21 protein-coding genes are annotated in these 25801 nt (G+C 49.7%); 15 read left to right on the top strand and 6 right to left on the bottom strand.

All coding sequences use genetic code 11. The features are described from left to right. Positions 1-88 precede the first annotated feature (88 nt). The 4 genes from D082_RS11730 to D082_RS11715 all read left to right on the top strand — a co-directional run bounded on the left by D082_RS11730 (position 89) and on the right by D082_RS11715 (position 4664). Positions 89-1318, top strand: a complete 1230-nt coding sequence (locus D082_RS11730; protein WP_028947464.1) for an FAD/NAD(P)-binding protein — start codon at positions 89-91, stop codon at positions 1316-1318. A 223-nt stretch (positions 1319-1541) separates the two neighbouring features. Next, positions 1542-2600: a photosystem II D2 protein (photosystem q(a) protein) gene (gene psbD, locus D082_RS11725; protein ID WP_010872429.1), complete on the top strand. Its 1059-nt coding sequence runs from the start codon at positions 1542-1544 to the stop codon at positions 2598-2600. A gap of 121 nt (positions 2601-2721) precedes the next feature. Next, positions 2722-3309, top strand: coding sequence for a ParA family protein (locus D082_RS11720; protein ID WP_028947465.1), 588 nt, complete (start codon positions 2722-2724; stop codon positions 3307-3309). Positions 3310-3338: 29 nt separating this feature from the next. Then, on the top strand, positions 3339-4664 hold the full coding sequence (locus D082_RS11715; RefSeq protein ID WP_028947466.1) for an ATP-binding protein: 1326 nt from the start codon (positions 3339-3341) through the stop codon (positions 4662-4664). A gap of 19 nt (positions 4665-4683) precedes the next feature. Here the strand turns inward: D082_RS11715 and nblS are convergent, their stop codons facing one another. Continuing rightward, positions 4684-6675: a two-component system sensor histidine kinase NblS gene (gene nblS, locus D082_RS11710; protein ID WP_028947467.1), complete on the bottom strand. Its 1992-nt coding sequence runs from the start codon at positions 6673-6675 to the stop codon at positions 4684-4686. Between the two features lie 196 nt (positions 6676-6871). Between nblS and D082_RS11705 the strand changes: the two genes are divergently transcribed. The 4 genes from D082_RS11705 (at position 6872) to D082_RS11690 (ending at position 10413) form a co-directional block, all read left to right on the top strand. Then, the gene (locus tag D082_RS11705; RefSeq protein ID WP_028947468.1) at positions 6872-7297 is read left to right on the top strand and encodes a photosystem I reaction center subunit II PsaD; all 426 of its coding nucleotides are present in this window, start codon (positions 6872-6874) and stop codon (positions 7295-7297) included. 121 nt (positions 7298-7418) lie between these two features. After that, a complete protein-coding gene (trpE, locus tag D082_RS11700; RefSeq protein ID WP_028947469.1) occupies positions 7419-8945 on the top strand; it encodes an anthranilate synthase component I in 1527 nt (508 codons plus the stop codon). Positions 8946-9033: 88 nt separating this feature from the next. Next, positions 9034-9942, top strand: a complete 909-nt coding sequence (crtE, locus tag D082_RS11695; RefSeq protein ID WP_028947470.1) for a geranylgeranyl diphosphate synthase CrtE — start codon at positions 9034-9036, stop codon at positions 9940-9942. 75 nt (positions 9943-10017) lie between these two features. Further along, positions 10018-10413 carry a hypothetical protein gene (locus D082_RS11690; RefSeq protein ID WP_028947471.1) on the top strand — a complete coding sequence of 132 codons (396 nt, stop codon included), beginning with the start codon at positions 10018-10020 and terminating at the stop codon, positions 10411-10413. Here the strand turns inward: D082_RS11690 and D082_RS11685 are convergent. Further along, the gene (locus D082_RS11685) at positions 10394-11266 is read right to left on the bottom strand and encodes a CPBP family intramembrane glutamic endopeptidase (RefSeq protein WP_028947472.1); all 873 of its coding nucleotides are present in this window, start codon (positions 11264-11266) and stop codon (positions 10394-10396) included. The two genes, D082_RS11690 and D082_RS11685, sit on opposite strands and share 20 nt — an antisense overlap. A 76-nt stretch (positions 11267-11342) precedes the next feature. On the opposite strand from D082_RS11685, the gene phoU reads away from it, so the two are divergent. From phoU to D082_RS11655, 6 genes are all read left to right on the top strand, one after another. Continuing rightward, the gene (gene phoU, locus D082_RS11680; RefSeq protein WP_028947473.1) at positions 11343-12017 is read left to right on the top strand and encodes a phosphate signaling complex protein PhoU; all 675 of its coding nucleotides are present in this window, start codon (positions 11343-11345) and stop codon (positions 12015-12017) included. A 155-nt stretch (positions 12018-12172) separates the two neighbouring features. Beyond that, positions 12173-12625 carry a ribosome maturation factor RimP gene (rimP, locus tag D082_RS11675; protein ID WP_028947474.1) on the top strand — a complete coding sequence of 151 codons (453 nt, stop codon included), beginning with the start codon at positions 12173-12175 and terminating at the stop codon, positions 12623-12625. Between the two features lie 79 nt (positions 12626-12704). Next, the gene (gene nusA / locus D082_RS11670; RefSeq protein ID WP_028947475.1) at positions 12705-14090 is read left to right on the top strand and encodes a transcription termination factor NusA; all 1386 of its coding nucleotides are present in this window, start codon (positions 12705-12707) and stop codon (positions 14088-14090) included. Between the two features lie 59 nt (positions 14091-14149). Continuing rightward, entirely contained in the window at positions 14150-14404 is a 255-nt protein-coding gene (locus D082_RS11665) for a YlxR family protein (RefSeq protein WP_028947476.1), read from the top strand. Between the two features lie 219 nt (positions 14405-14623). Next, a complete protein-coding gene (gene infB / locus D082_RS11660) occupies positions 14624-17617 on the top strand; it encodes a translation initiation factor IF-2 (RefSeq protein ID WP_028947477.1) in 2994 nt (997 codons plus the stop codon). Position 17618: 1 nt separating this feature from the next. Further along, positions 17619-18287 carry a glutathione S-transferase family protein gene (locus tag D082_RS11655; RefSeq protein WP_028947478.1) on the top strand — a complete coding sequence of 223 codons (669 nt, stop codon included), beginning with the start codon at positions 17619-17621 and terminating at the stop codon, positions 18285-18287. On the opposite strand, the gene D082_RS11650 is transcribed toward D082_RS11655, so the two are convergent. The 4 genes from D082_RS11650 to D082_RS11635 form a co-directional block, all read right to left on the bottom strand. Then, positions 18279-18836, bottom strand: coding sequence for a hypothetical protein (locus D082_RS11650; protein ID WP_051738833.1), 558 nt, complete (start codon positions 18834-18836; stop codon positions 18279-18281). The two genes, D082_RS11655 and D082_RS11650, sit on opposite strands and share 9 nt — an antisense overlap. Beyond that, a complete protein-coding gene (locus tag D082_RS11645) occupies positions 18821-19396 on the bottom strand; it encodes a Uma2 family endonuclease (protein ID WP_028947480.1) in 576 nt (191 codons plus the stop codon). The genes D082_RS11650 and D082_RS11645 overlap by 16 nt, the downstream gene beginning before the upstream one ends. A 37-nt stretch (positions 19397-19433) precedes the next feature. Beyond that, positions 19434-20618 carry an aspartate aminotransferase gene (locus D082_RS11640; protein WP_028947481.1) on the bottom strand — a complete coding sequence of 395 codons (1185 nt, stop codon included), beginning with the start codon at positions 20616-20618 and terminating at the stop codon, positions 19434-19436. Positions 20619-20721: 103 nt separating this feature from the next. Further along, positions 20722-22767, bottom strand: a complete 2046-nt coding sequence (locus D082_RS11635; protein WP_028947482.1) for an AarF/ABC1/UbiB kinase family protein — start codon at positions 22765-22767, stop codon at positions 20722-20724. Positions 22768-22951: 184 nt separating this feature from the next. On the opposite strand from D082_RS11635, the gene recG reads away from it, so the two are divergent. After that, a complete protein-coding gene (gene recG / locus D082_RS11630; RefSeq protein ID WP_369796147.1) occupies positions 22952-25450 on the top strand; it encodes an ATP-dependent DNA helicase RecG in 2499 nt (832 codons plus the stop codon). The last annotated feature ends 351 nt before the right edge of the window (positions 25451-25801 follow it).

Below are 25801 nucleotides of genomic sequence, written 5' to 3'. Positions count from 1 at the left end.
GCAGGGCCATGGATGAGCTTGATTTTCTTTCAGGTTGGCCCCTAGGATGTCGTTTTGTTGAACCTAACGATAATCATTATCATTATTTATGGTACCCCAGCCCAGAGCCTTGCCCAAGTCCATTGATCTGGCGATCGCCGGAGCCGGTCCCCAGGCGTTGACCCTAGTGACCCATTTGTTGCAAAAAAGAAAGCGCTTACGGGGAAGATTTATAGTGTTCGATCCCAGTGGCGATTGGCTGCAACGTTGGCATTCTCAATTTGCGGCGGCGGAAATTGCCCATCTGCGATCTCCAGCGGTGCACCATCCCGACCCCAACCCCCATGCCCTGCGGACTTTTGCTGAACAGCGGCCCCAGGAATTATTTCCCCCCTATGATTTACCGAGTACGTCTCTGTTTTGGGAATTTTGCCAAGATGTCATCCGATGTTGGCAGTTGCAAAATTTGGTTTACCCTGCCCTGGTGAGGGAAATAGAACCCTTGACCCATCGAGGTCGTCAACGATTTTGTCTTTGGTTAAGCACCGGAGAATCCATCCTGGCCCGTCGGGTGGTGTTGGCGATCGCCGGGGGAAAAGCCCAAATTCCTGCTTGGGTTGATCAAATTCGTGGCCCCTATCCATCCCATGCCCTATTGCATTCAGAAAAAATAGATTTGAGGACCATAAACCCCGCTGGGGAAAAAATTCTCATTGTTGGCAGTGGACTAACCAGTGGCCATTTGGCGATCGGAGCCATCAAGCGGGGGGCCCAGGTGATTTTGATGGCCCGACGGAAATTCTACAGCAAACTTTTTGATGCGGAACCTGGTTGGCTGGGCCCGAAATACCTAAAGGGTTTTGCCGCAGAACCCAACTGGGAAAAACGTTGGCAATTAATTCAAAATGCCCGCAATGGTGGTTCCCTCACCCCCCCTGTCCTGGCCCATCTGCGCCGTTTGGAAAAAGAGGGACAACTAATTTTTTACGAGCATTGCCAAATTACCGGGGTCCAATGGCAGGACAATCACTGGCAGGTGAGTTGCAACTATGCCGGTATCCATGACTGCGTTGCTCATTTGGACATTAATCGCCTTTGGCTTTGTACTGGCAGTACCATCAATGTTGACCAATGGTCGCTCCTGGCGGGGATTCGATCAACCCAGCCCATACCGACGGTGAATGGCTTGCCCGTGTTAAACCATGACCTGAGTTGGGCCGGTTCCAATCTGCATATTCTGGGAGGGGCCGCCGCCCTTCAATTGGGCCCTGTGGCCCGGAACTTGGCGGGGGGAAGAATGGCTGGCGATCGCCTGGTATCGGCGTTAATGAAAACTTAGGGGGAAAAGGAGTTTCAATGGGGTGAATTGTACTCTAACGAGTTCCCAACCCCTTAGCCCCTGGCAGATTGCCAAAATTTGCTTTACAATGGCGAACATTAAGAAAAATTAAGATTTCCCGGTTCTTTCTCATTTTTGTCCCAATCCCCTAGGGAATGAGCGGCGAGAGGCGATCGGGAAGGAAAATTTTCCTTCGTAATTATTATTCTGGAGATTTTGCGCCATGACCATTGCAGTCGGACGCGCCCCAGTCGAAAGAGGATGGTTTGATGTCCTCGACGATTGGTTAAAGCGTGATCGTTTCGTATTTATTGGTTGGTCTGGTTTGCTACTCTTCCCCTGCGCTTTCATGGCCCTGGGGGGATGGCTAACCGGCACCACCTTCGTTACTTCCTGGTACACCCACGGTCTGGCTAGTTCCTACTTGGAAGGGGCTAACTTCCTCACTGTGGCGGTATCTTCCCCCGCCGATGCCTTCGGCCATTCCCTGCTGTTCCTCTGGGGTCCCGAAGCCCAGGGTAACCTGACCCGTTGGTTTCAAATCGGTGGTTTGTGGCCCTTCGTTGCCCTCCACGGTGCCTTTGGTCTGATTGGCTTTATGCTCCGTCAGTTTGAAATTTCCCGGCTGGTGGGTATTCGTCCCTACAACGCCATTGCCTTTTCTGGCCCCATTGCGGTGTTTGTCAGTGTCTTTTTGATGTATCCCTTGGGACAATCCAGTTGGTTCTTTGCCCCCAGCTTTGGGGTAGCGGGAATCTTCCGGTTCATTTTGTTCCTGCAAGGTTTCCACAACTGGACGTTGAACCCCTTCCACATGATGGGGGTTGCGGGGATTTTGGGCGGTGCACTGTTATGTGCTATCCACGGTGCCACGGTGGAGAATACCCTGTTTGAAGATGGGGAAGATTCCAACACTTTCCGGGCCTTTGAACCCACCCAAGCGGAAGAAACCTACTCCATGGTGACCGCTAACCGTTTCTGGTCTCAGATTTTCGGCATTGCGTTCTCCAACAAACGGTGGTTGCACTTCTTCATGCTGTTTGTACCGGTAACGGGGTTATGGATGAGCTCCGTGGGTATTGTTGGTTTGGCTCTGAACCTGCGGGCCTACGACTTCGTATCCCAGGAACTGCGGGCCGCTGAAGACCCGGAATTTGAAACGTTTTATACGAAAAACATTTTGTTGAACGAAGGGATGCGCGCTTGGATGGCTCCCCAAGATCAACCCCATGAAAACTTTATCTTCCCTGAGGAAGTCCTTCCCCGGGGTAATGCTCTCTAGGTTTTGGAAAGTGCTCATTTCGTTGAAAAATGACTAAAAATCAAAACTAATTGAGAAAAATATCAGCAATTAGCTAAAGTTGGGAGAGTGTCACCGCTCTCCTTTTCTTTTGCCGTAGCCGATGATTATTGCCATCACTGCCCTCAAAGGGGGCGTTGGGAAAACCACCACCGCTGTTCACCTGGCGGCCTATCTGCAACAAAAAGATCAAACTTTGCTCATTGATGCAGACCGTAACCGTTCGGCCTTAATTTGGGCCAGGGAGGAAAAACTACCTTTTTATGTGGCTTCCCAGGCCGGTTCCACTGCCTTGATCCGTAAATATCCCCACATTGTGGTGGACACCAGGGCGATGCCGGAGCTAGATGAGTTTCGGGATTTGGCGGAGGGGAGCGATCTGTTAATTATTCCCACTACCCCCAACCATCTGGATTTGGATGCCACCTTAAAGGCGGCGGAGCAGTTGGCTTCCCTGAAGGTTAATTACAAAATTTTGTTGACCAAAGTGGATGCCCGCACCCGCAGTGGCCGGGAGGCCCGGCAGTTATTGGAATCGGAAAACTTACCCCTATTTGCAACGGAAATTCCTCTGCTGGTGGCCTTTGAGCGGGCTTCCCAATCGGGGGTGATTATTCGTGATTACGCTGATCCCCGTTCCCACCTGGCCTGGGGACGCTACAAGGCAGTGGGTCAGGAGATTTTACCCTAGACTTGTTGAGATTTGTTTTCTCTAACCCTATGACGGATTCCTACCCGGCTCCTGTGCTCGCCACATCCAGCAAAGCTTTATACCATCAAGTTTCTAGTCTGTTGCTGTACCAGGGCATTTTTCACCATCCCATTGGGGAAGCATTTTTAGACTTACTGCGATATTTACACCATAACGGTACCAATCAAAGGCCTGAGGCCACGGTTTGTTTGCAGGCCTATGGCCATTGGTTTCGTCGTTTGGCCGCTTCTGGCAAAAGTTGGCAGGATTTTTTGCTCGATCGCCTGTTAACGGATGAGAATCCCTTTAGTGTGCGGGTGCAGGGGGAAGATTTGACCGAACTGCCGGAAAGTTTGCTGGAGGCGGCCCGCCATGATCTGAATTTGATCCAAATGGTTTACCAATGCCCAACGGAGCAGATTTTACAGTGGTTAATTATTGCTTCCCAAACCCATGTGGGCTTGAGTGCTTGGCAAATGCCTAACCAGATTAGTTTTCCTGGGGACAACGGCCAAAGCTGGGGGGAAAACCTTAGCTATGTGGTGGACCATTACCGTGACCATGGGGTGGGAGCAGTGGCCCATTACCGGGCTTTCCGTTGGCAGCAAGGGGAATTGCGGGGTATTGTCCATGCTGATGCCGTTAAATTGAGCGATTTGGTGGGCTACGATGAACCCCAGAAGGCCCTCTGCCAAAATACGGAATGTTTATTGCGGGGACTACCGGCCTTGAATGTGTTGCTCTACGGCAGTCGGGGCAGTGGTAAATCTTCCCTAGTTAAGGCGCTACTGAATCACTATGGCGATCGGGGTTTGCGGTTGGTGGAAGTTTCCCTGGCGGATTTAGAATCTTTGCCTGTTCTGGTGGAAAAACTACGCCATTATCCCCAGAAATTTATTATTTTTGTCGATGATTTGTCCTTTGAAGAGGAAGATGAGCGTTTTAAAAATCTCAAAGTAGTTTTGGAAGGGGATTTAGTCGCCCGGCCCGCCAATGTGGTCATCTATGCCACCAGTAACCGCCGCCATTTAATCCGGGAATTCTTTGGCGATCGCCCTTCGCCCCAGGATGCCGATGAAGTACAGGCTTGGGACACGGTGCAGGAAAAATTATCTTTTAGTGATCGTTTTGGTTTGACCCTGACGTTTCTGCCTGCCAACCAAGATGTTTATTTAGAAATAGTCCACCATTTAGCTACACAGGCTGGTGTTAATTTATCGACGACGGAATTAGATTTCCGGGCAAAACAATGGGCCACCCGCCATAACGGGCGATCGGGCCGCACCGCCAGGCAATTTGTGGATTATTTAATGGGGGAAGAGGGAATCAGACAAATAGGAAAATTTAGTGATTAGCCATAGAGGCCATTGGCATCTAGCCCACCACCATCACCATGGATTGGTACACCGCCAAGTCAAACCAAAAAGTCGTACCCACCCCCACTTCGCTGACCAAGTGGATTTGGCTTTGGTGCTTAGCAATAATATTTTTCACAATGGAAAGCCCCAGGCCAGTGCCCTCCAAAGTGTGGACACGGTTTTCCACGCGAAAGAAACGCTCAAAAATAGCACTTTGATCCTCCTGGTCGATGCCAATGCCAGTGTCGGCAATTTCCACCCGTACTAGCCCCGCTCCCTCCTCTGGTCTGAGGTTACTGCGGTGGAGGGGGTAGGCCCGGACAATGATTTTTCCTCCCGCTTTAGTAAATTTAAGGGAATTGCCAATTAAATTGGTCATTACCTGGAGTAGTAAATCATAGTTCCCCAGGGCCAGGGGCAAATCCGGATCTAAAATTTTCTCCAATTGTAATTGTTTATCCTTGGCATTGAGTTGGTAGGTCCGTAAACTTTGCTCAATTAATTGATGTAAATCCACCGCATCCAATTGATAAATTTTTGACGACTCTAGCCTGGACAAATCCAGTACGTCATTGACCAAACGGCTAAGGCGATCGGTCTCATGGTTGGCGGTTTCTAAAAACTCTTTGCGCTCCACTTCACTCAAATCTTCCCCAAACTCACTTAGGGTTTCAATGAAGGATTTAATATTGAACAAAGGTGTTCTCAATTCATGGGAAACATTACTAATAAACTGACTTTTAGCCTCGTTTAATTCCACTTCCCTGGTGATGTCCTGCACCGTCATGACAATGCCCCGCAAATTTTCCCTGGTTTGATCCAACACCTGGGTCAACATTAGCCGAATGGTGCGGGGAACTGGTTGGGTTAGGCTAATGCGAAATTCTTCTGGAGCGTAGGTGTTATCTTGATCTGGTTCCTGGGGTTGATGGTGCGGGCCAAACAGCAAACTACCCTGGTCAGAGGCTAGTTCCCGTAGGGGTTGGGTAAGTTGAGCGGTGATTTCCGGTGGCAAATTTTCCAGTAAATTTTCCCCAATAATAGGCTTATTTTCCCAGGCAAATAGGCGCCGGGCCGTGGGATTGACCAGCAATAACTGTAAATTGGTATCCACCAGCATGGCCCCGTCGGCGATCGTGGAAACGAGGGTATCCAGCTTAGCTTTTTCGGCGGTTAATTCCTCAATATTTTGGGCTTCGTATCGTTCCAACCGCTCCGCCATTTCGTTGAAGTTGACAATTAATTCCCCCAGTTCCCCCCCAAAGGGTAAGTTAATCCTTTGCTTAAAGTTACCGGCGGCAATGTTTTTTACCCCCAATAACAATTCTTTAATCGGTTGCGTGATGGTCAAAGCATTGAATACCGCTCCGAGAATTACCATCACCCAGATGGAAATGAAAACGGCAATGGTGACATCCCTGGTTAGGTTAGAAGAATTAACAGCGGCGGGGTTAGGGTTAATGCCGATCGCCAATACACCGAGGGAATTGCCCTGATATTGCAAGGGAATAAACACATCGGTAACGTCACCGTTGGGGGTGTGGTGTTGCCGCACAAAGGGCTGGTCAAAATTGTGGGGATCAATCTGGGGTAATTCGATGCGACGCTCTAGGGTAAGGGAATTTTGGACAGTTTCTTCAGAGTAGGGAATGCCAAAAAAGATCTTGCCGGAAGGGTCGGCATAGATCATGTAACGGATATTGGAGGTATTTTCATAAAAGCGGCTGGAAAACCGGGCCACCTCCGTCAAATTTTTGTCCGCAATCATGGGGGCAACGTTGGCCGCTAAAAGCAGACCCACATCCCGGCCAAAGCGAGTATCCACCAATTGGGCATCCTCTTGAATGGTATTCACCGCCCAAAAAGTTAGCCCAGTCATCAACAGGGAAACCACCAGGGTGGCCGCCGCCATCAACCGGGTTTGCAGGTTAAATTCAGACCACAATTTACGCAGAAAATCCTGCAGAGTTTGTAGTATTGCTGTCGGATTGGACGCAGAAGTCCCCATAATCTCCTTGCCAAAACTCCTATGATTCTATCTTGATTGCACCAACCCCCTGGGAGATTTTCCCGAGACTTTGCCACCGGATGGGCCACGGCATAAAGCTTGATGAAATGTTACAGTTCTTGACAAACCCAGATGGTAACCGTAGGTCAGTGGTAGGATTCCCTAAAATACCTTATGAAATTCCATTTTCATCCCTATGACAGAACTCTCTGGACAACCGCCTAAATTCGGTGGCAGCACTGGTGGTCTTCTCTCCAAAGCCGACCGGGAAGAAAAATATGCCATCACCTGGACCAGCGCCTCTGAACAAGTGTTTGAAATGCCCACCGGCGGCGCGGCAATTATGAACCAAGGGGAAAATCTCCTTTATCTAGCCCGCAAAGAACAGTGTTTGGCCCTGGGGACCCAGTTACGGACAAAATTTAAACCCAAAATTCAAGATTACAAAATTTACCGGGTCTATCCCAGTGGTGAAGTGCAATACCTCCACCCCGCCGATGGCGTTTTCCCTGAAAAAGTCAACGAAGGTCGGGAAGCCCAAGGTACGAAATCCCGCCGTATTGGTCAAAACCCAGAACCTGTAACCATCAAGTTCTCCGGTAAGGCCCCCTACGAGGTTTAGTTCCTGGCGATACTTGCTTGCGGAACTTGCACAATTGGCAGAAGTTTAACTAACGGGCGAATTTGTTGAAGGCACCACGACACCTTTGACAGTTCGCTCTTTCACTGTTGGCAAAGGTTTTATGATCTCCCCTGGGTTTTCTCACTTCACTGAACTCGCCCAACACGGTAATTTTATTCCGGTGTATCAAGAATGGGTGGCGGATTTAGAAACGCCGGTGTCCGCCTGGTATAAGGTTTGCTCTGCCCAACCCTACAATTTTCTCCTGGAGTCGGTGGAAGGGGGGGAAAGTATTGGCCGCTATAGTTTTCTTGGTTGTGACCCCATGTGGGTACTAGAAGCCAGGGGTGAGGAAACTACTCAAGTTTTACGCAATGGGCAAACGGAAACCTTTCGGGGTAATCCCCTCGATACTTTGGCCCAGTGCTTGGAGTCGATCCGCCCGGTGAATTTACCGGAACTACCTCCGGGCATTGGTGGTTTGTTTGGGGTTTGGGGCTATGAGTTGATCCGTTGGATGGAAAATCGGGTGCCAGTCTATGAACCTAAAGATCCGGATCTACCCGATGGCATTTGGATGCAGGTGGATCATCTTCTTATTTTTGACCAGGTCAAACGCAAAATTTGGGCGATCGCCTTTGCGGATTTGCGGGGGGAAGATGTGGATTTGGAGGCGGCCTATCGCAATGCTTGCCAACAGGTAACTAAATTGGTCCTGCAACTACAATTGCCTTTACCCCCGGAAGCTACCCCCCTAGAACTGCTGACTAAAACCCAACTTGAGAATAAGGAACTGAACTATAGCAGTAATACCGAGCAAGAAAAATTTTTAGAAGAAGTGGCGATCGCCAAGGATTACATCACAGCGGGGGATATTTTCCAGGTGGTGCTCTCCCAAAGACTTTCCACCATTTACCAGGATGATCCTTTCAAGCTCTACCGTTCTCTACGACTGATTAATCCTTCCCCCTACATGGCCTACTACAACTTTGGCCATTGGCAAATTATTGGCTCTAGCCCAGAGGTGATGGTCAAGGCCGATCGCCAACCGGATGGCAAATTAATGGCCACGGTACGCCCCATTGCCGGCACCAGACCCAGGGGCAAAACCCACCAAGAGGATGAACAGTTAGCCAAAGAATTGCTCAACGATCCCAAAGAAATTGCCGAACACGTCATGTTGGTAGATTTGGGTCGCAATGATTTGGGGCGGGTTTGCATCCAAGGCTCGGTTAAGGTGAACGAGTTGATGGTGATTGAACGTTATTCCCACGTCATGCACATAGTCAGCAACGTCATTGGGGAATTGGCACCGGATAAAACCGCCTGGGATTTGCTTAAAGCCTGTTTTCCCGCCGGCACCGTCAGTGGCGCGCCCAAAATCCGGGCCATGGAAATTATCAACGAACTGGAACCAGAGCGGCGGGGCCCCTACTCTGGGGTCTATGGGTACTATGATTTTGAAGGCCAGTTAAATACGGCGATCGCCATTCGTACCATGGTGGTGCAGGAGCAGGCGGACGGTTTCCATCGGGTATCAGTGCAGGCTGGAGCGGGTATTGTGGCGGACTCTGACCCTCAAAAGGAGTATGAAGAAACCCTTAATAAAGCCCGGGGCCTTTTGGAGGCGATTCGTTCCCTATCCTAGGTTTTTCCATCACCCTGCCCTGTAAAATGGCCCATAGCCGTTACCCCCGGCTAGTTTTCAACACCGTTATTCAGTATTCAGTGACAGTATGGTTGCCCAACAAACCCGAACCGACTTTGATTTAGCCCAATATTTACAAGTTAAAAAAGCGGTGGTCGAGGCAGCCCTGGATAGTTCCCTGGCGATCGCCAGACCGGAAAAGATTTACGAAGCCATGCGCTATTCCCTTTTAGCGGGGGGAAAACGATTACGCCCTATTTTATGTATTGCGGCCTGTGAACTCTGTGGTGGGGATGAAGCCCTGGCCCTGCCCACGGCCTGTGCTCTGGAGATGATCCACACCATGTCCCTTATCCATGATGATTTGCCCTCCATGGATAACGACGATTTCCGCCGGGGGAAACCCACCAATCACAAAGTTTATGGGGAAGATATTGCCATTTTGGCCGGAGATGGACTACTGGCTTATGCATTTGAATACGTGGTGACCCATACCCCCCAAGCCGATCCCCAAGCTTTACTGCAGGTCATTGCCCGTCTGGGCCGCACCGTGGGGGCCGCCGGTTTAGTGGGGGGGCAAGTGTTGGATTTAGAATCCGAAGGGCGCACTGACATCACCCCGGAAACCTTAACTTTTATCCATACCCATAAAACCGGAGCATTACTAGAAGCATCTGTACTGACTGGAGCTATTTTGGCCAGGGCCAGTGGAGAACAACAGCAAAAATTGTCCCGTTACGCCCAAAATATCGGTTTAGCTTTCCAGGTGGTGGATGACATCCTCGACATCACCGCTACCAAGGAGGAATTAGGCAAAACCGCTGGTAAAGATCTGAGATCTCAAAAGGCCACCTATCCCAGCCTGCTTGGTTTAGATGCTTCCCGGACCCAAGCCCAAAGTCTGATCGACGAAGCCATTGCCAATCTTGAATCCTTTGGCACATCGGCCCAACCCCTCCAGGCGATCGCCGAATATATTGTGGCTAGAAAGCATTGATCCCTTGCCTCAAGAGAATTTCCCGTTAAGCTAGGGACAGTTTTGTCCTTTCATTGCACTGAACTCACACTCGCCATGCTGGGAAATTTCCAACAAAGCCAACTCCGCATTGAAGTGGAAGCAACGGCACCGATAATTCGAGATAGCTTGATCAAAATTCCCCAACTGCGGCAATGGTTGGCGCCCCTGCCCCTGGGGGAAGGTTTACCAGAACGCTTAGCCCCCGATGTTATACTCCACACGGGCATTGGTTATGCCAAGCTGACCCAAACGGTGGATCGGGTAGGGGAAGATCATTTGCGCTTACTACTCAGTGGAGCTATCGACGGCTTCCATGAGTGGTACTGGGGGGACGGTTGGATACAATCCCGTTTGGAAGGCATTTCCCCATTGCCCTTAAATTTGGGCCAGACCCTGAGCTTACTGAAGCTAAGGCAATTTGTTACCAGTGTTAGAAGCCCAGCCGTTTAAGCCGGGGCTTTTCCCCTTGGTTTACTAGCCAAAGTAAGAGGCATAAACCAGCTATGCCCATCACTCCGGAAAGGGGATTGCGATCAATGCCCGTTACCCAAGCCGGCACTTTTTCCGTATAACTGACCAATTGCCCCACATTGACAATGTAATAAGCCCAGACCATGCCCCCATGGAGGCCGATGCAATGGCCCAGGCGATCGCCGTGGCGGCGTTTAGTAACTACCAGACTCAAACCCAACAACACCAGGGCCGGAAATTGGGGCAGAGTACGAATTACTTCCCCCAGAGGCTTAAGGAAATGAAGCCCAGCAAAAATAACGGCATTACTGGCTAGGGAAATTTTGTTGCCGTAACCCTGTTCCAACTCCTTCAGCAACCAACCCCGGAAAAATAGTTCTTCCGCCAGGGCCACCCCCAACCCCGTTAGGCTCCCCTGCCAAATAATTAGCCAAAGGCGATCGCCCGAGGGTTCCAGCACCGCCCAGCCCAACAACCCCTGGATGATGAATAAACCGAAGGTAAAACTAAAACCAAGCACCAGTCCTCGCAGTAACTCCACTCCCTGACGGCGGTTCCAGACCAGACCGTAAACTGCATAGGCTTTTAAAGACAATGGCGTTCGATAACACCAGTGGCTCCAAAAAATTAGCAGGATGAGGAAAATTAAAAATAAAACCCCCATCACCACAATGGAACGCAAATTGGCGTCGGCGATCGCCAGAGAAAGGGAAACCAAGAACGGCAACCAAGCAATGGCCAACAGTAAAATAAACACACCAATTCTCAACGGAGGAGCTAGTCCAGCAATGGCTTGGTAATTGAATTTGAAATTAACGGTTGATTTTGGCATTCCAGTCTTTTCCCATACCCGTAAATAGTCCCAAATGGTCTGCTCAGTCGATTCCTTTCCCCATTACCCCAACACCATGGCCGCCAGCTTATCCCAACAGATTAACAACCCCGAACGTAGTTATTTTGAGCAAGCCCTCAAGCGGGTAGAACAAGACGTACTCCGCATGGGCGCTTTAGTGGAAGAATCTTTTCGCATGAGCCACCAGGCCCTGTTTGAGAATAGGCTAGAAACCCCCCTCAAAATTGCTGAGCTAGAAAAGGAAATCGATCGCCTATACCGCCATATCGAGCAGGAATGTGCCAGTTTTCTCACCCTCCAGGCTCCTGTAGCCCAGGATTTACGCCTACTCAGTGCCATTATGCAACTGGTGCGGGATTTAGAGAGAATTGGCGACTATGCCCAGGACTTAGGGGAAATAGCGATGAAATTAACCCGTTACCCCCCCCATCCCTGTATGGACGAAATTGCCGCCATGGCCTGGCAGGCCCAACATATGCTCGATCAAAGCCTCGTTTGCCTGACCCAACTAGACCCCAACGCCGGGGAAATTGTCAAAAAAATGGACGACGTGGTGGACGATGCCTACGATCGTCTTTACAAAACCCTCGCCTTTCAGCGGGACATCAAAGGCGTAGTGGAACCAATTTTGCTCATGGCCCTGGTGATTCGCCATCTGGAAAGAATGGCCGACCATGCCACCAATATTGCCCAAAGGGTTTCTTACATCGTCACCGGCAAAAGGGACTAGGGGGCCAAGCAAGTGGTTGCGGAGATTCACTCTGATGGCCACGAAGATTTGCTAGACTAGATCCGAGTAGATACGCAACGGTGCGGTCTGCCCCAATCTTGGACTTTTTTCCAGAAGTGGGTGTCCCCCGCTTTTTTTATGCCCAATTGTATTCAATGACCCATCCCGTAATTCCCGAAATTCTTGCATTAGCACAGCCCATTGCTGAGGATCTTGGGCTGGAGGTGATGGATGCGGTGTTTCAAACCAATAAACGTCCACCGGTGTTGCGGATTGATGTCCGTAATCTCCGGCAGGACACAAGCTTAAACGACTGCGAAGCCTTTAGTCGGAGCTTTGACGCTCGGTTGGAGCAAAGCACCTTGATTACCAGCGCCTATGTGCTGGAAGTTTCTAGCCCAGGTGTTTCTCCATACCTCGTGACGGAGCGAGATTTTATTGCTTTCAAAGGGTTTGAAGTGGTGGTGAGCAGTGATGAACCCCACCAGGGTCAGAGTCAGTGGCAGGGAAGTTTACAGGGACGAGATGGAGAAGCAGTCTATCTGAGCATTAAGGGAAGGACTGTAACCATTCCTGTGACCGTGGGGTTGACGGTGCGATTGCCCTAGGGATTGGGGCTCCACATCAAGCCAACCTAACCCAGGGGATGATGTAGAGCTTTATCGCAAATATTTTGGAGGATTTTCCATGTCTCTTGTCAGTTTACCGGGGCTCCCGGCCATGATTACCGAAATTAGTAAGCGTAATAATCTCCCCACCACGGCGGTGGAGGAAGCCCTACGGGAAGCTTTATTAAAGGGCTATGAACGTTTTCGGCGATCGCAGTTAATGGGTCACCAATTCCCCGAAGAGTATTTCAACAATTTTGAAGTGGAATTAGACACCGAAGAGGAAGGTTTTCGGGTGCTTTCCACCAAGCGTATTGTTGAAGAAGTGGAAAATTCCGACCAACAGATTTCTCTCAAAGAAGTGCTGGAAGTGGCCCAGGAAGCTCAGCTGGGGGACGAAGTGGTACTGGATGTGACTCCAGAGCAGAAGGACTTCGGTCGCATGGCCGCCATTCAAACTAAACAGGTGCTGCTGCAAAAACTGCGGGATCAACAGCGGAAAATCATCCAAGAAGAATTCCAAGACCTAGAAGGCACCGTGCTCAATGCCCGGGCCCTAAGGTTTGAACGGCAGTCCATCATTGTGGCGGTGCAGAGTAGTTTTGGCCAACCGGAGGTGGAAGCAGAATTACCCAAGCGGGAACAGCTCCCCAACGATAATTACCGGGCCAACTCCACCTTTCGGGTTTATCTCAAACGGGTACGGGAAGGTTCCCAACGGGGGCCCCAGTTGGTGGTCTCCCGGGCGGCGGCGGGCTTAGTGGTGGATTTATTCAGTGTGGAAGTGCCGGAAATTGAAGAGGAAATTGTTCGCATTGTGGCCGTGGCCCGGGAAGCAAAACCCCCTTCCCCTTCGGTGGGGCCCCGGACAAAAATTGCAGTGGATACCCTGGAGCGGGATGTGGATCCGGTGGGGGCCTGCATTGGGGCCCGGGGTTCCCGCATCCATGCGGTGGTTAATGAGTTGCGGGGGGAAAAAATTGATGTGATCCGTTGGTCTCCCGATCCAGCTACCTACATTGCCCAGGCCCTCAGTCCGGCCAGGGTGGATCAGGTTTACCTCATCCATGCGGAAGAACGCCATGCCCTGGTAATTGTGGCGGAGGATCAACTCAGTTTGGCCATTGGTAAGGAGGGTCAAAACGTTCGTTTGGCCGCCCGCTTAACCGGCTGGAAAATCGACATCAAAGATCCGGAAACCTACGCCCGGGATAGGGAAGCCATCGAACAGTCCATTCTTGAACGGGCGGCGGCTTCGGCCCAGGCTAGGGCGGAACGGGAGGCTGCGGAACAGCAGGCCCAGGCTAAGTTAGAAGCAGAAATGGCCGCTTTAGCAACCGAGGAAGCTGAAGATCTGGAGTTAGCCCCAGAGGCGATCGCCTTGATGGAAGAAGAACCCGATGAGCTTGATCAAGAAGAACATGGGACAGAACCGGAGTTGGAGGAGGAAGAAGAGTTAAGCTAGGAAGGATTGCCATTGACAGCTCTGTGCTGATTCTAACCATTTCTTCCCCACCTTTGACCATGGCCCCTGGATACCGTCGTTGCCTCAGTTGTCGAAAGGTAGGCGATCGCCGACAATTTTGGCGAATTGTCCGAGTCTATCCATCCCGAACTGTACAATTAGATCACGGTATGGGGCGATCGGCTTATTTATGTCCGACCCATGATTGTCTGCGTAAGGCCCGCCAAAAAAACACCTTGGGGCGTGCCCTCCGAGCCCCGGTGCCCGACCATCTCTTTGAGCAACTAGAAGCCCGTCTTCTCGCCACTCCCTGAGGCCATGCCATCAACCTTTTCCCCACCCATGACCGTTAGTTAGCATTAGGAGTAAGACCATTTACAATCTCGGCTTAACATCAGCAACTCGGCAAAGCGTTCCCGGGGACGAGCCCCCTGGAAAGAGTTAGTGCTCCGCCTGTGCACCTAGTCTTTGCACTCACCTAAACCAATTTGTCACTTATTAAATCTATGGATCATTAGTCAGGGGGACAGTGGATGAACAACGCCAAAGTTAGAATTTATGACCTATCAAAAGAATTAAATCTGGAGAATCGAGATATTTTAGACATCTGCGAACGGCTCAATGTGGCCGCCAAAAGTCATAGCAGTACCATCAGTGAATCCGATGCCGATCGGATCAAGGCCGCGGCCCAAAAGTTTACCCCACAACAACCTAAAAAACCCAGGGTGGCCAACCGGTCAGAGTCGAAACAGGATAAATCCGATCCCAAGCAACAGAAGATTTTGGCTATTCACCACAAGCAGGAAAAACCCGGCGCTTCTGTCCCAGCCCGTCCCACCCCTCCTCCCCGACCCAAACTGCAGGCTCCCAAGGCCCCCACTCCTCCCCAAGCCGTCGTGGCCAAGGCACCAGCCCCCAAAGCTTCAAAACAGGAAGAGCCTCTGAACGAAACGACCAAAGCTGTCCCTGCTCCCCCTCTAGCTCCTCCCCCGGTGCCTAGCCTCCAGGCTCCTCCTAGTAAAGTTGCGGCCCCCACTCCGCCGGCCAAGAAAACGGCTCCAGCCCCTCGTTTGGCCGGTCCCCCCAGTCGTACTCCTGCTCCCAGTAAGCCGGCCCCTCCGGCCCCAGCTAAACCCAAAACTAATCGTCCGGAAATTGTCAGTCTCAAGGATAATCGGGGCCAAACCCGTTCCGCCGAACGGGAGGAAAAAGTGGTGATCGCTGCTCCAGAGCCCCCCAAACCCAAGGTGGAATTGCGCCGTCCCAAGCCCCCTAGGCCCGAGGAAGATGAGAATCTACCTGAATTGCTAGAGTTTCCGCCCCTCAGTCGAGGTAAAGGGGGAGATGGAGACAGTGATACTGACGATGGTGACTTACTCTCCACCGAAAAACCCAAGCCGAAGTTAAAACGCCCCACCCCACCCCGGCTGGGTAAACCGGATCAATGGGAAGACGATGAAGACGAAAAAGCCAATAAGGCCAAGGCAGCGAATAAGGGCAAGCGTCGTCCTAAAATGGATGAAGATGACGATGACCTTGATATGGAAGGAGATAACGGTCCTAAACCCACCTTGGTCAGTCTTTCCATTGCCCGTCCCCCCAAACCAAAATCCTTGGCCAAACCCAGCGCTCCCACCGTTGCCAAGGTTAAAAAACCCACCCTCAAGTCGGAAGCAGGTAGTAGTCCTGGTGGTAATTCCCGTAGCCGTGGCGATCGCCGGGACCGGAAGGAAGTGGTGCAAAAACCAGAAGTGATCATGTTAAACCGGAGCTTGACTGTTCGGGATCTGGCGGATCTCCTAAAAGTTTCGGAAACGGACATTATCAAACGGCTCTTCCTCAAAGGGGTGGCGGTACAAATTACCCAAACCCTGGACGAAGAAACGGCCCGTATGGTGGCCGAGTCCTTTGAGGTGGCGGTGGAAACCCCCGAAAAAGTGGCTGCGGCCGCCAAAACCACAGAAATGCTCGATGAAGCAGATCTAGATAACCTAGTACGTCGTCCCCCTGTGGTCACCATCATGGGCCACGTAGACCACGGTAAAACTACTTTGCTGGACTCCATCCGCAAAACCAAGGTCGCCCAAGGGGAAGCGGGGGGCATTACCCAGCATATCGGTGCTTACCATGTGGAAGTGGAGCACAACGGTAAAACGGAACAAATTGTCTTCCTTGACACCCCTGGCCACGAAGCCTTTACCGCCATGCGGGCCCGGGGAGCCAAAGTTACGGATATTGCCATTTTAGTTGTGGCCGCCGACGATGGTGTTCAACCCCAAACGAGGGAAGCCATCAGCCATGCTAAGGCCGCTGGGGTGCCGCTAATTGTAGCTATTAACAAGGTCGATAAACCTGAAGCTAATCCCGATCGCATTAAACAGGAGTTGTCAGAACTCGGTTTATTAGCCGAGGAATGGGGTGGAGACACCATTATGGTGCCCGTTAGTGCCCTCAACGGTGATAACTTAGACGGCTTGCTGGAAATGATTCTGCTCGTATCGGAAGTGGAAGAACTGGTTGCTAATCCCAACCGTCAGGCCAAAGGCACCGTGATTGAGGCCAACCTAGACCGGACCCGGGGCCCTGTGGCCACTCTACTAATCCAGAACGGTACCCTACGGGTTGGGGATGCCATTGTGGTGGGGGCTGTGTACGGTAAAATCCGGGCCATGATTGACGACCGCGGCGACAAGGTAGAGGAAGCCAGTCCTTCCTTCGCAGTCGAAATTCTCGGTTTAGGGGATGTGCCCGCCGCCGGGGATGAATTTGAAGTGTTCACCAACGAAAAGGATGCCCGTCTCCAGGCGGAAGCCCGGGCCATGGAGGACCGTCAAACCCGTCTGCAACAGGCCATGTCCTCCCGTAAAGTTACCCTCAGCAGTATTTCCGCCCAGGCCCAGGAAGGGGAACTCAAGGAACTCAACATCATCCTCAAAGCAGATGTGCAAGGTTCCGTGGGGGCAATTTTGGGGGCTTTGGAACAGTTACCCCAAGGCGAGGTACAGATCCGGGTACTTCTTGCTTCCCCTGGGGAAGTCACGGAAACCGATGTGGATTTGGCCGCCGCCAGTGGAGCAATTATTATCGGCTTCAACACGACCTTGGCCACGGGAGCTCGCCAAGCAGCAGACCGGGAAGGGGTAGATATTCGGGAATACGACATCATCTACAAACTCTTGGATGATATCCAGGGGGCCATGGAAGGTCTCTTGGATCCCGAAGAAATTGAGTCTTCCCTCGGTACAGCAGAAGTGCGCGCGGTATTCCCCGTTGGTCGGGGCAACATTGCCGGTTGTTATGTCCAGTCGGGCAAAATTATCCGGAACCGCAATCTACGGGTACGCCGGGGCGATCAAGTGGTCTTTGAAGGCAACATCGATTCCCTCAAGCGGATCAAGGAGGATGCACGGGAAGTCAATGCTGGCTATGAATGCGGTATTGGCTGTAGTAAATTCAATGAGTGGAAGGAGGGAGATATCATCGAAGCCTACGAAATGACCATGAAGCGTCGGACGTTGGCCACCTAGGATGTTGTTGCTTCAATTTAGTACTTCCCACTATTGCCGCAAAGCAAGACTGGCTTTGGGTTATCAGGGTATTGATTATCGGGTGAAAAATTTAACCCCTGGTCTTCATGCCCTGCAACTCCGGCCTTTAACGGGCACAACTACTGTGCCGGTGCTCTGTCCAGAAATGCCTGGAAAGCCTGAATATATCAGCGATTCCAGTGCAATTTTTCGTTTTCTAGAAAAAATTTCCCCAGATCGCCGTTTATTTCCCCTCGATCCTGAGCAGAGATTGAAGGCGGAGTGGTTGGAAGATTGGTTAGATGAAAGTATTGGCACAGCTACCCGGTTTGTGTACTATGATTACCGGGCGGGGGAGGGCAAGGCCATCGATCCATCATTCACTAGTCAGCTGGTGATTAAAATTGTTCGTCGTCAGTACAACATAAATCCGACCACCGTTGCATTAGCTAAGCAAAGACTAGAACTGGCCTTCCAAGTACTTGGCATTTGGCAAGACGAAGAATATCTTTGTGGCAATCATTTAACGGTGGCTGATCTGACGGCAGCTGCTTTGCTCAGTCCCTTGGCGCTTTTACCTGAATATCAACAATCCGTACCCTGGTTATTTGAGCGTATTAAGGAGATTCATTTAATTTGCGGAGAAACTTTGCCGCCTGGGTTAACTTGACCCTAGCAAGCTAACAATAATGGCACCACTGTTATGGTCAAGCTTAGATTCATTACCATATTCGTCCAGACGGAAAAGAGCTAAACTTGCCCCTGGCTGTCCCTTTAAAAAATAATCACTGGGCCCAACTCCACCGATATCAAGCCAACCTTTTAACCGTTGATTGACGAGATCAAAATGGAATTGTAGGAAGTTATTTTCACCCTGATTATCCTGGTTGATGTTATTGTAAGCAGCTAGGATTTTCCCTTGGGCATCGCTTACTGTCACCTCAAGCTTGCTCAGGTTTTTAGCTTTTTGCCTGCCCATGACTTCCACCATTGTCCCTGGCTCTTCATGCAAATTATCTGGATAGGTAGCTTTGGCTTGGACCTGATAGCCGGTATTCCCTTGCCATTGCACCACCATCTCTCCGGCGATCGCCTTTCCATCTAAGGCAATAATCGAGATAAGGGTAATTATAAGAACCAAAAAGGTTTTAAACAATGGATAAAACAGTGACGACATCGTTACAGCTTTTGGAACTGAATAAGTTAGATTTTTAACCATTCAAAAACTTCAGCGGCGGTAATAGACCAATTTTCAAGGTCGGCAAACACCGTCAGTGATTCTTGAATTTCACTCTGGGCTAGATAAACCTGGGGCAAACCAGCGGTAAAAACGGTAATCGATTTGGCCATGGGATCCACTAACCACGCTAATTCCGTGCCGGCCTTGAGAGAAAAAATGATTTTTTCCATCACCAGAGTGACCGACTGATCCGGAGAAAGAATTTCTATGAGCCAATCCGGGGCACGATCAAATCGGTCTGCTATTTCACCATCGCTATCTAGGGGTAAATTTTGCCAACGGATCACGGCAATGTCCGGCACAATGGAACGATCACCAAAGGTACAACGCAGTTCTGGCAAAGCATAAGCAATTTTGCTGGGTTTAACTTGGGCATTGACGGCCGCTGCTAACTCGAACTGGATAGTGCTGTGTTTACCTTTGGGCATGGGTTTCTGGGTAACAATGCCCCGGCAATATTCCTGGGCGGGTTTTGTTTCCGGCAGGGCCAAGAAGGATTCCAAGGAAAGGGTTGACACTTTGGGGGGGGCTAAAACCATCTACTTGACTCCCCAGGGAGAATTGACTAGTAATCCACTAACTATAACGAATGCCCGCCTGCTCAATGCGCTGTAATGCTTGCCCCAGGCGATCGCCATCGGCAATTAAACTTAAGCGGACGTAACCTTCCCCTGCTTCTCCAAAGGCATTACCGGGGGTCATCACCACACCGGTTTTTTCCAAAACTGTTAGGGCAAAATCCGTGGAACCCATACCCACCGGACAGGGAACCCAAAGGTACATGGTGGCTTGGGACGGGGTAATGGACCAGCCCAATTTACTTAAACCATTGATGACAAAATCTCGCCGTTCTTGGTAACGTTTTCTAACTATTTCAATGTAACTTTCTGGCAAGCTCAGGGCTGTTTCCGCCGCTTTTTGTACCACCCGGAAAATACCGTAATCTAGGTTAGTTTTTAAAGTTCTTAGACCTTGGATAATTTCTTGGTTACCCACCACAAATCCTACCCGCCAACCGGCCATGTTATAGGTTTTAGAAAGGGTATGGAATTCCACACTAAAGTCCTTAGCTCCAGGTATTTCCAATAAACTGGTGGGCTGATAACCATCAAAGGCTAACTCTGCATAGCAGAGGTCATGGACCAACATGATTTGGTAATGGCGGGCCCAATCGGTGATGGCTTCGTAAAATTCCCTGGGGGCAGTGGCGGTGGTGGGGTTATTGGGATAGTTAAAGTAGAGTATCTTCGCTTGTCGGGCGATCGCCTCGGGAATTTGATCCAGTTGAATTAACCAGTTATCCTTTGCCGATAGCATAATGGGGTAAATTTTTGCCCCGGCAATTAGGGGCCCCCGAAAATGGGCCGGGTAGGAAGGGGTAGGCACTAAGACCAAATCCCCTGGGTTAACGTAGGCTAGGGCTAAATGACCCAGACCCTCTTTGGATCCAATCAAGGGTAAGGCTTCGGAATCGGGGTCTAAATCTACCCCGTACTGACGGGCGTACCAGCGAGTGATGCTCTGACGAAAACTTTGGGTGCCCTCAAAGGGAGGATAACCGTGGGATTCTGGGTTTTCCAACTCGGCGATCGCCGCTTCAATAATCGGTTGGGGGGCTTTGCCATCGGGGTTGCCCATGCCCAGGTCAATCAAATCCAGGCCCTGTTCCCTGGCCTTGGCTTTCAATTCATCCAGACGGGCAAAAACATAGGGGGGTAAGGCTTGTAGGCGATCGGCGCGACTAATCCAATTCAGACTCATTACCAAGGCAATTTGGGGACGTAACCTCCCATTGTCGCATTGACCGGCACTGGCTTTATGCTACCCCCGCAAAATTTTGGTTTAGCTCTATGGGTGCCATGGCCTAAGCCGCATTGCGGATTTTCATAGCCGGGTTAGGTTGACTTTCCAAAGCGAGGGCCCATTGCCGGATCACCCGGGCGATCGCCTTTTGCAATAATCCTTCGGCCACCTGTTGCCCCATTTGTCGGGAAGTGGGGTTAACGATGATTTGGTTTAGTACAGGGACAAATTTAACCGGGTCAAAACCGGGCGTATCTTTGAGAATTTGCCAAATATTCTGTAAATGTTGCCAGGTTTCCCCCTGTTGAGCCATGGCCGATTGGGGATCAACTTTAACCACCGCCGGCTTTGGGGTTTTGCCGTTGCTACCACCGATGTCGCTCAAAAAACCAATCCTTTCCTGGATATTGTGGCTAACCTGTTGCCAAGTATTACGCCCCAATTGATCAATGTTGTTCACCAATTCCGCCACCAGGCGATCGCGGATAAATTTGCCCCGTTCCGAGAGCAGGAAATCTGTCGCTTCATTAAGCACATAATCAAAATCAAATCCAGGGGAATTCTTTGCGTTACGCAATAAATTTTCCAAACGATTCCAACGGAAGCTCCCATCTTTAAACAATAATTCCTTCAGAGAAGTGCGTAGTTCTTCTGATTGATCCGTTAACAATCTTTTCGCAATGTAGGGATAGGCTTTACTCAACACCTTAAAATTAGGATCAATGCCAATGGCAATGCCCTCCAAAGTCACCATAGAACGAATAATTAAGGCGTAATAAGCCGGCACCCGGAAAGGAAACTCATACATCATGGCCGACATTTGATCGGTGATGCTCTTAAAATTCAACTCCGCCACACTGGCCCCCAACGCATTGCCAAAAACTTGACTGAGGGCGGGAATAATCGGTTTTAAATCCGTATCGGGTTTGAGAAAATCTAGCTTGACATAATCCTTAGCTAGGGAATCAAAATCCCGATTCACTAAATGCACCACTGCTTCGATCAAACCATATCTTTGATAGGGCTGAATGGTACTCATCATACCGAAGTCCAGGTAGGCTAAACGACCGTCGGCCATGGCTAGTAAATTGCCGGGATGGGGATCGGCATGGAAAAAACCGTGCTCCAATAATTGCCGCAGGGAACACTGTACCCCCACTTCCACTAAATGGGTGGCGTCGATGCCTTGGGCTTGGATGGCTTTGATATTGGTTAGTTTGGTGCCCTGCACCCACTCCATAGTTAAAACCCGTCGTCCTGTATATTGCCAATAGATGCTAGGCACATAAATTTCCGGTAATGCACCATAAAGTTGAGCAAATTTCTCGGCATTAATTGCTTCTTGAAAATAGTTCATTTCCTCGAATACCCGACTGGCCAACTCATCGGTAATAGCCACTAGATCCGAGCGTAATCTTTTTACCGATCGCCTAGCCCAAAGGGAAAGGGAACGCATGATGTAAATATCAAGGGTGATGCGCTTGACTAAATCTGGCCTTTGAACTTTAACGGCTACAGATTCGCCGGTTTTTAACTTACCTTTATAAACCTGGCCTAGGGAAGCGGCGGCGATGGGTTCTGGAGATAATTCTGCATAAATTTCGTTAGCAGGGGCACCTAATTCTTCTTCGATAAAACGGTATGCCACTTCATTAGGAAAAGATGGTAATTGATCCTGCAAACTAGTCAATTCATCTAAAAAAGTAGGCGGAACCAAATCAGGACGGGTGGAAAGGGCTTGGCCAACTTTAATATAGGTTGGGCCGAGATTAGTTAATAGCTCCCGCAGTTGAATTGCTTTTGCCCTGGAAACAGTGGGATCTTTCCCCCATAATTTTTCCCACCAAATGCCCACCGCAAACCAGAGTAAAGGAAAAAGAATATTAATTAAACGTCCTAATACCTGCAACGGTCGCTTACGATAAAATTCCATAATCAAATCTGGGTGATACTCCCAACTTTCTGGGAACATATCGCTGACTGGTCCCAAATCTTCTAAATGGCTTTTTGGTAAACGGGGGGGACGAATTTCTTCCACCACTGCGTCGATCACCACTACATCGCGATCTTGTTCGGCGGTGGCAACGGGCATGGGGACTGGAGGCATATTAATGGTTTTAATAGTTACTTAATTTTGCTAGCTGGTTCGGCGAGAGCCAACATTGGCAAGGGTTGGGGATTACCCCGTTAATGCGTGGACAAATGTTGCCAACCATGGGCTTCCAGTGGCATTCTAACGACAATGGGTTAGCCCTGGCTACCTGGGTTAGGATGGGGAAAACCGTCTTTAGCTGGCGCAACTTTGTTTGGTTGAGGTGTCTGTGTCCGTTGATTGGCCTCGTTTACAGAAGGCTTTGACCGTGGAAGTGGAACGGGGCTTTCAGAATTTACAGGGTAAACAGCATCGCTTTGGAGACTTCCTTTGTTTGAGTTTTGGCAGTCCTCCCCCCGCTGGTACTCCCCCGGTTGATCGCCAAAAATGGCGGGAATTTGCCCAACGGTTTGCCCAATACGATCAACTGGAGCAGGCTGAACGAAAAAGTTTAGTAGCCAGTGCCCGTCGATTTTTGCATCAATTACGCCGCAGTTTGGAATCTCCCCCTGTGGATTCTGTATCAAAACAGGATTTACTAGCCCAGGTTAGTCCTCCGCAAGTTTCTGAATCCCGTCATCCCAAATTGGGTCAAATTGAACTCCATACCCCTTTAGCAAGGGTAGTTTCCCAGAGTCAACATCAAACTAAATTACTCAAAGGCCTGGGTTTAACAACGGTGGAAGATTTGTTGTTCTATTTCCCCAGGGATTATTTGGACTATGCCCAACAGGTAACCATTGCTCAGTTGGAAGCAGGCAAAACGGTGACCATTGTGGGGCAAGTGGTGAATTGTACTTGCTTTACCAGCCCGAAAAATCAGAATTTAAATATTTTGCAAATCCAGTTGCGGGATCAAACGGGGCGCATCAAACTATCCCGTTTTTATGCCGGCAAACGCTTTGCCCATCGAGCCTGGCAGGAAAGTATCAAAAAGCTTTATCCTCCCCAGGCCATTGTGGCCGCTTCCGGTTTGGTCAAAGCCAATAAATACGGCTTAACCCTGGATAATCCCGAGATTGAGGTGCTAGATCGCCATAGTCTCAGCATTGATTCTTTTAAAGTGGGTCGAGTATTGCCCGTTTATCCCCTCACCGAAGGCATAACGGCGGATCTGTTGCGGAAATTAGTCCTAGCCAGTCAACCGGCGATCGCCAAGTTGTCCGATCCTCTGCCCAAAGAGATTAGGGAAAAATACGAGTTAATTGATTTGCAAACCGCCATTGCCCAAATTCATTTCCCTGAAAATAAGGAAAAGTTAAGTTTAGCGAGGAGAAGACTAGTATTTGATGAATTTTTCTATTTACAGTTAGGATTTTTGCAAAGACGTTACGAGCAAAAACAACAGCGACAGAGTGCTATTTTTACTCCCCATGGTGAATTATTAGAAAAGTTTAGTGATTTATTACCTTTCCGGTTAACCCAAGCGCAACAGCGGGTAGTAAATGAAATTTTGCAGGATTTAAATCAATCTAGCCCCATGAATCGTCTCGTCCAAGGGGATGTGGGATCAGGAAAAACGGTGGTGGGGGTCTTTGCCATTTTAGCCGCCCTCCAGGGAGGTTACCAAGCTGCATTGATGGCCCCTACGGAAGTGTTGGCCGAACAGCATTATCAAAAATTGGTTAGTTGGTTTAATTTGCTCTATCTGCCGGTGGAATTGTTAACAGGGTCTACCAAAACTGCTAAAAGGAGAGAAATTCATGCCCAATTATCTACAGGTCAATTACCATTACTGGTGGGAACCCATGCTCTCATTCAAGAGCCGGTCAACTTTCAACGCCTAGGTTTGGTAGTCATCGATGAACAGCACCGTTTTGGAGTACAACAACGGGCTAAGCTCTTGGCTAAAGGTAACGCCCCCCATGTTTTAAGCATGACCGCCACCCCCATTCCCCGTACCCTCGCTTTAACCCTCCATGGGGACTTAGAAGTGAGCCAAATCGATGAATTGCCCCCCGGTCGTCAGCCCATTCACACCAGTGTCATCACCACCAAGGAACGACCCCAAATGTACGAACTGATCCGTCGGGAAGTGGCCCAGGGTCGTCAAGTCTACATCATTTTTCCGGCGATCAAAGAATCAGAAAAATTAGACATTAAAGCGGCGGTGGAAGAGCATAAACATTTAAGTGAAAAAATCTTTCCCAATTTTAAAATTGGTCTTTTACATGGCCGATTAAAAAGTGCAGAAAAAGAGGCTGCCCTAACAGCCTTTCGGGAAAAAGAAACAGAAATTATTGTTTCCACTACCGTAATTGAAGTGGGGGTAGATGTACCCAATGCCACAGTGATGGTGATTGAAAATGCAGAACGTTTTGGTCTTTCCCAACTGCATCAATTGCGAGGCCGAGTCGGTCGAGGTAGTCACCAGTCCTATTGTTTGTTAGTGACTAACAGTAAAAGTAACGATGCTCGGCAAAGACTGGGAGTAATGGAACAGTCCCAGGACGGTTTTTTTATTGCAGAAATGGACTTACGTTTGCGGGGGCCAGGGGAATTTTTAGGCACTAAACAATCGGGACTGCCAGATTTTGCTTTGGCTAGTTTGGTGGAAGATCAAGAGGTTCTACTTTTGGCGAGGGAAGCGGCGGAAACCATGATGGCGGAGTATCCTAGTTTAGAAGCCCATCCTGATTTACAAAAAGAATTATCCCAGAGGTATGAAAAGCTGGTGGGCGGAGAAATTTTGACTTAAATTTTGGCTAAATGTTGATCAATCCCTGTTTGGATCTTTTTATCTTCGCTGGGAAAGAATGGAGTCTATGTTGGGCATCTAGAATATTTTCAGTTTTCTTAGCCTTGGTTATTTCTTATAAAATTACCATAGTAGATATGGCAAAGATCGTGTAGGCTAGGACATGATACCGAAAATAAGTAAGAAAAAAGTGACGGCAGCTTGTCTAAAGGTCATTTTGGGTGTTTACTAATCTCCGGTCGTTGTCTTAGTTGAGGTTAGATTTGTCTTGATCTGGTTACATAAATAATGCTGCTTTGTCTGGCGATTGAAAAAAAATTTAAAGTGAGCGTCGTTGGTGGGGTAATGTCC

The organism is Synechocystis sp. PCC 6714 (genome assembly GCF_000478825.2).
GTDB lineage: Bacteria > Cyanobacteriota > Cyanobacteriia > Cyanobacteriales > Microcystaceae > Synechocystis.
Note: the sequence above shows the minus strand (reverse complement) of the source record. Positions and strands in the feature narration are given on the sequence as shown.

Bases quoted from the DNA above. Each gene is read 5' to 3' on its own strand.
- psbD (WP_010872429.1), top strand. From the start codon at position 1,542: ATGACCATTGCAGTCGGACGCGCCCCAGTCGAAAGAGGATGGTTTGAT.
- D082_RS11720 (WP_028947465.1), top strand. From the start codon at position 2,722: ATGATTATTGCCATCACTGCCCTCAAAGGGGGCGTTGGGAAAACCACC.
- nblS (WP_028947467.1), bottom strand. From the start codon at position 6,675: ATGGGGACTTCTGCGTCCAATCCGACAGCAATACTACAAACTCTGCAG.
- nusA (WP_028947475.1), top strand. From the start codon at position 12,705: ATGTCTCTTGTCAGTTTACCGGGGCTCCCGGCCATGATTACCGAAATT.
- D082_RS11635 (WP_028947482.1), bottom strand. From the start codon at position 22,767: ATGCCTCCAGTCCCCATGCCCGTTGCCACCGCCGAACAAGATCGCGAT.
- D082_RS11730 (WP_028947464.1), top strand. From the start codon at position 89: ATGGTACCCCAGCCCAGAGCCTTGCCCAAGTCCATTGATCTGGCGATC.
- phoU (WP_028947473.1), top strand. From the start codon at position 11,343: ATGGCCGCCAGCTTATCCCAACAGATTAACAACCCCGAACGTAGTTAT.
- D082_RS11655 (WP_028947478.1), top strand. From the start codon at position 17,619: ATGTTGTTGCTTCAATTTAGTACTTCCCACTATTGCCGCAAAGCAAGA.
- D082_RS11645 (WP_028947480.1), bottom strand. From the start codon at position 19,396: ATGGTTTTAGCCCCCCCCAAAGTGTCAACCCTTTCCTTGGAATCCTTC.
- D082_RS11690 (WP_028947471.1), top strand. From the start codon at position 10,018: ATGCTGGGAAATTTCCAACAAAGCCAACTCCGCATTGAAGTGGAAGCA.
- rimP (WP_028947474.1), top strand. From the start codon at position 12,173: ATGACCCATCCCGTAATTCCCGAAATTCTTGCATTAGCACAGCCCATT.
- D082_RS11705 (WP_028947468.1), top strand. From the start codon at position 6,872: ATGACAGAACTCTCTGGACAACCGCCTAAATTCGGTGGCAGCACTGGT.
- crtE (WP_028947470.1), top strand. From the start codon at position 9,034: ATGGTTGCCCAACAAACCCGAACCGACTTTGATTTAGCCCAATATTTA.
- trpE (WP_028947469.1), top strand. From the start codon at position 7,419: ATGATCTCCCCTGGGTTTTCTCACTTCACTGAACTCGCCCAACACGGT.
- D082_RS11650 (WP_051738833.1), bottom strand. From the start codon at position 18,836: ATGGTTAAAAATCTAACTTATTCAGTTCCAAAAGCTGTAACGATGTCG.
- D082_RS11665 (WP_028947476.1), top strand. From the start codon at position 14,150: ATGGCCCCTGGATACCGTCGTTGCCTCAGTTGTCGAAAGGTAGGCGAT.
- D082_RS11640 (WP_028947481.1), bottom strand. From the start codon at position 20,618: ATGAGTCTGAATTGGATTAGTCGCGCCGATCGCCTACAAGCCTTACCC.
- D082_RS11685 (WP_028947472.1), bottom strand. From the start codon at position 11,266: ATGCCAAAATCAACCGTTAATTTCAAATTCAATTACCAAGCCATTGCT.
- infB (WP_028947477.1), top strand. From the start codon at position 14,624: ATGAACAACGCCAAAGTTAGAATTTATGACCTATCAAAAGAATTAAAT.
- D082_RS11715 (WP_028947466.1), top strand. From the start codon at position 3,339: ATGACGGATTCCTACCCGGCTCCTGTGCTCGCCACATCCAGCAAAGCT.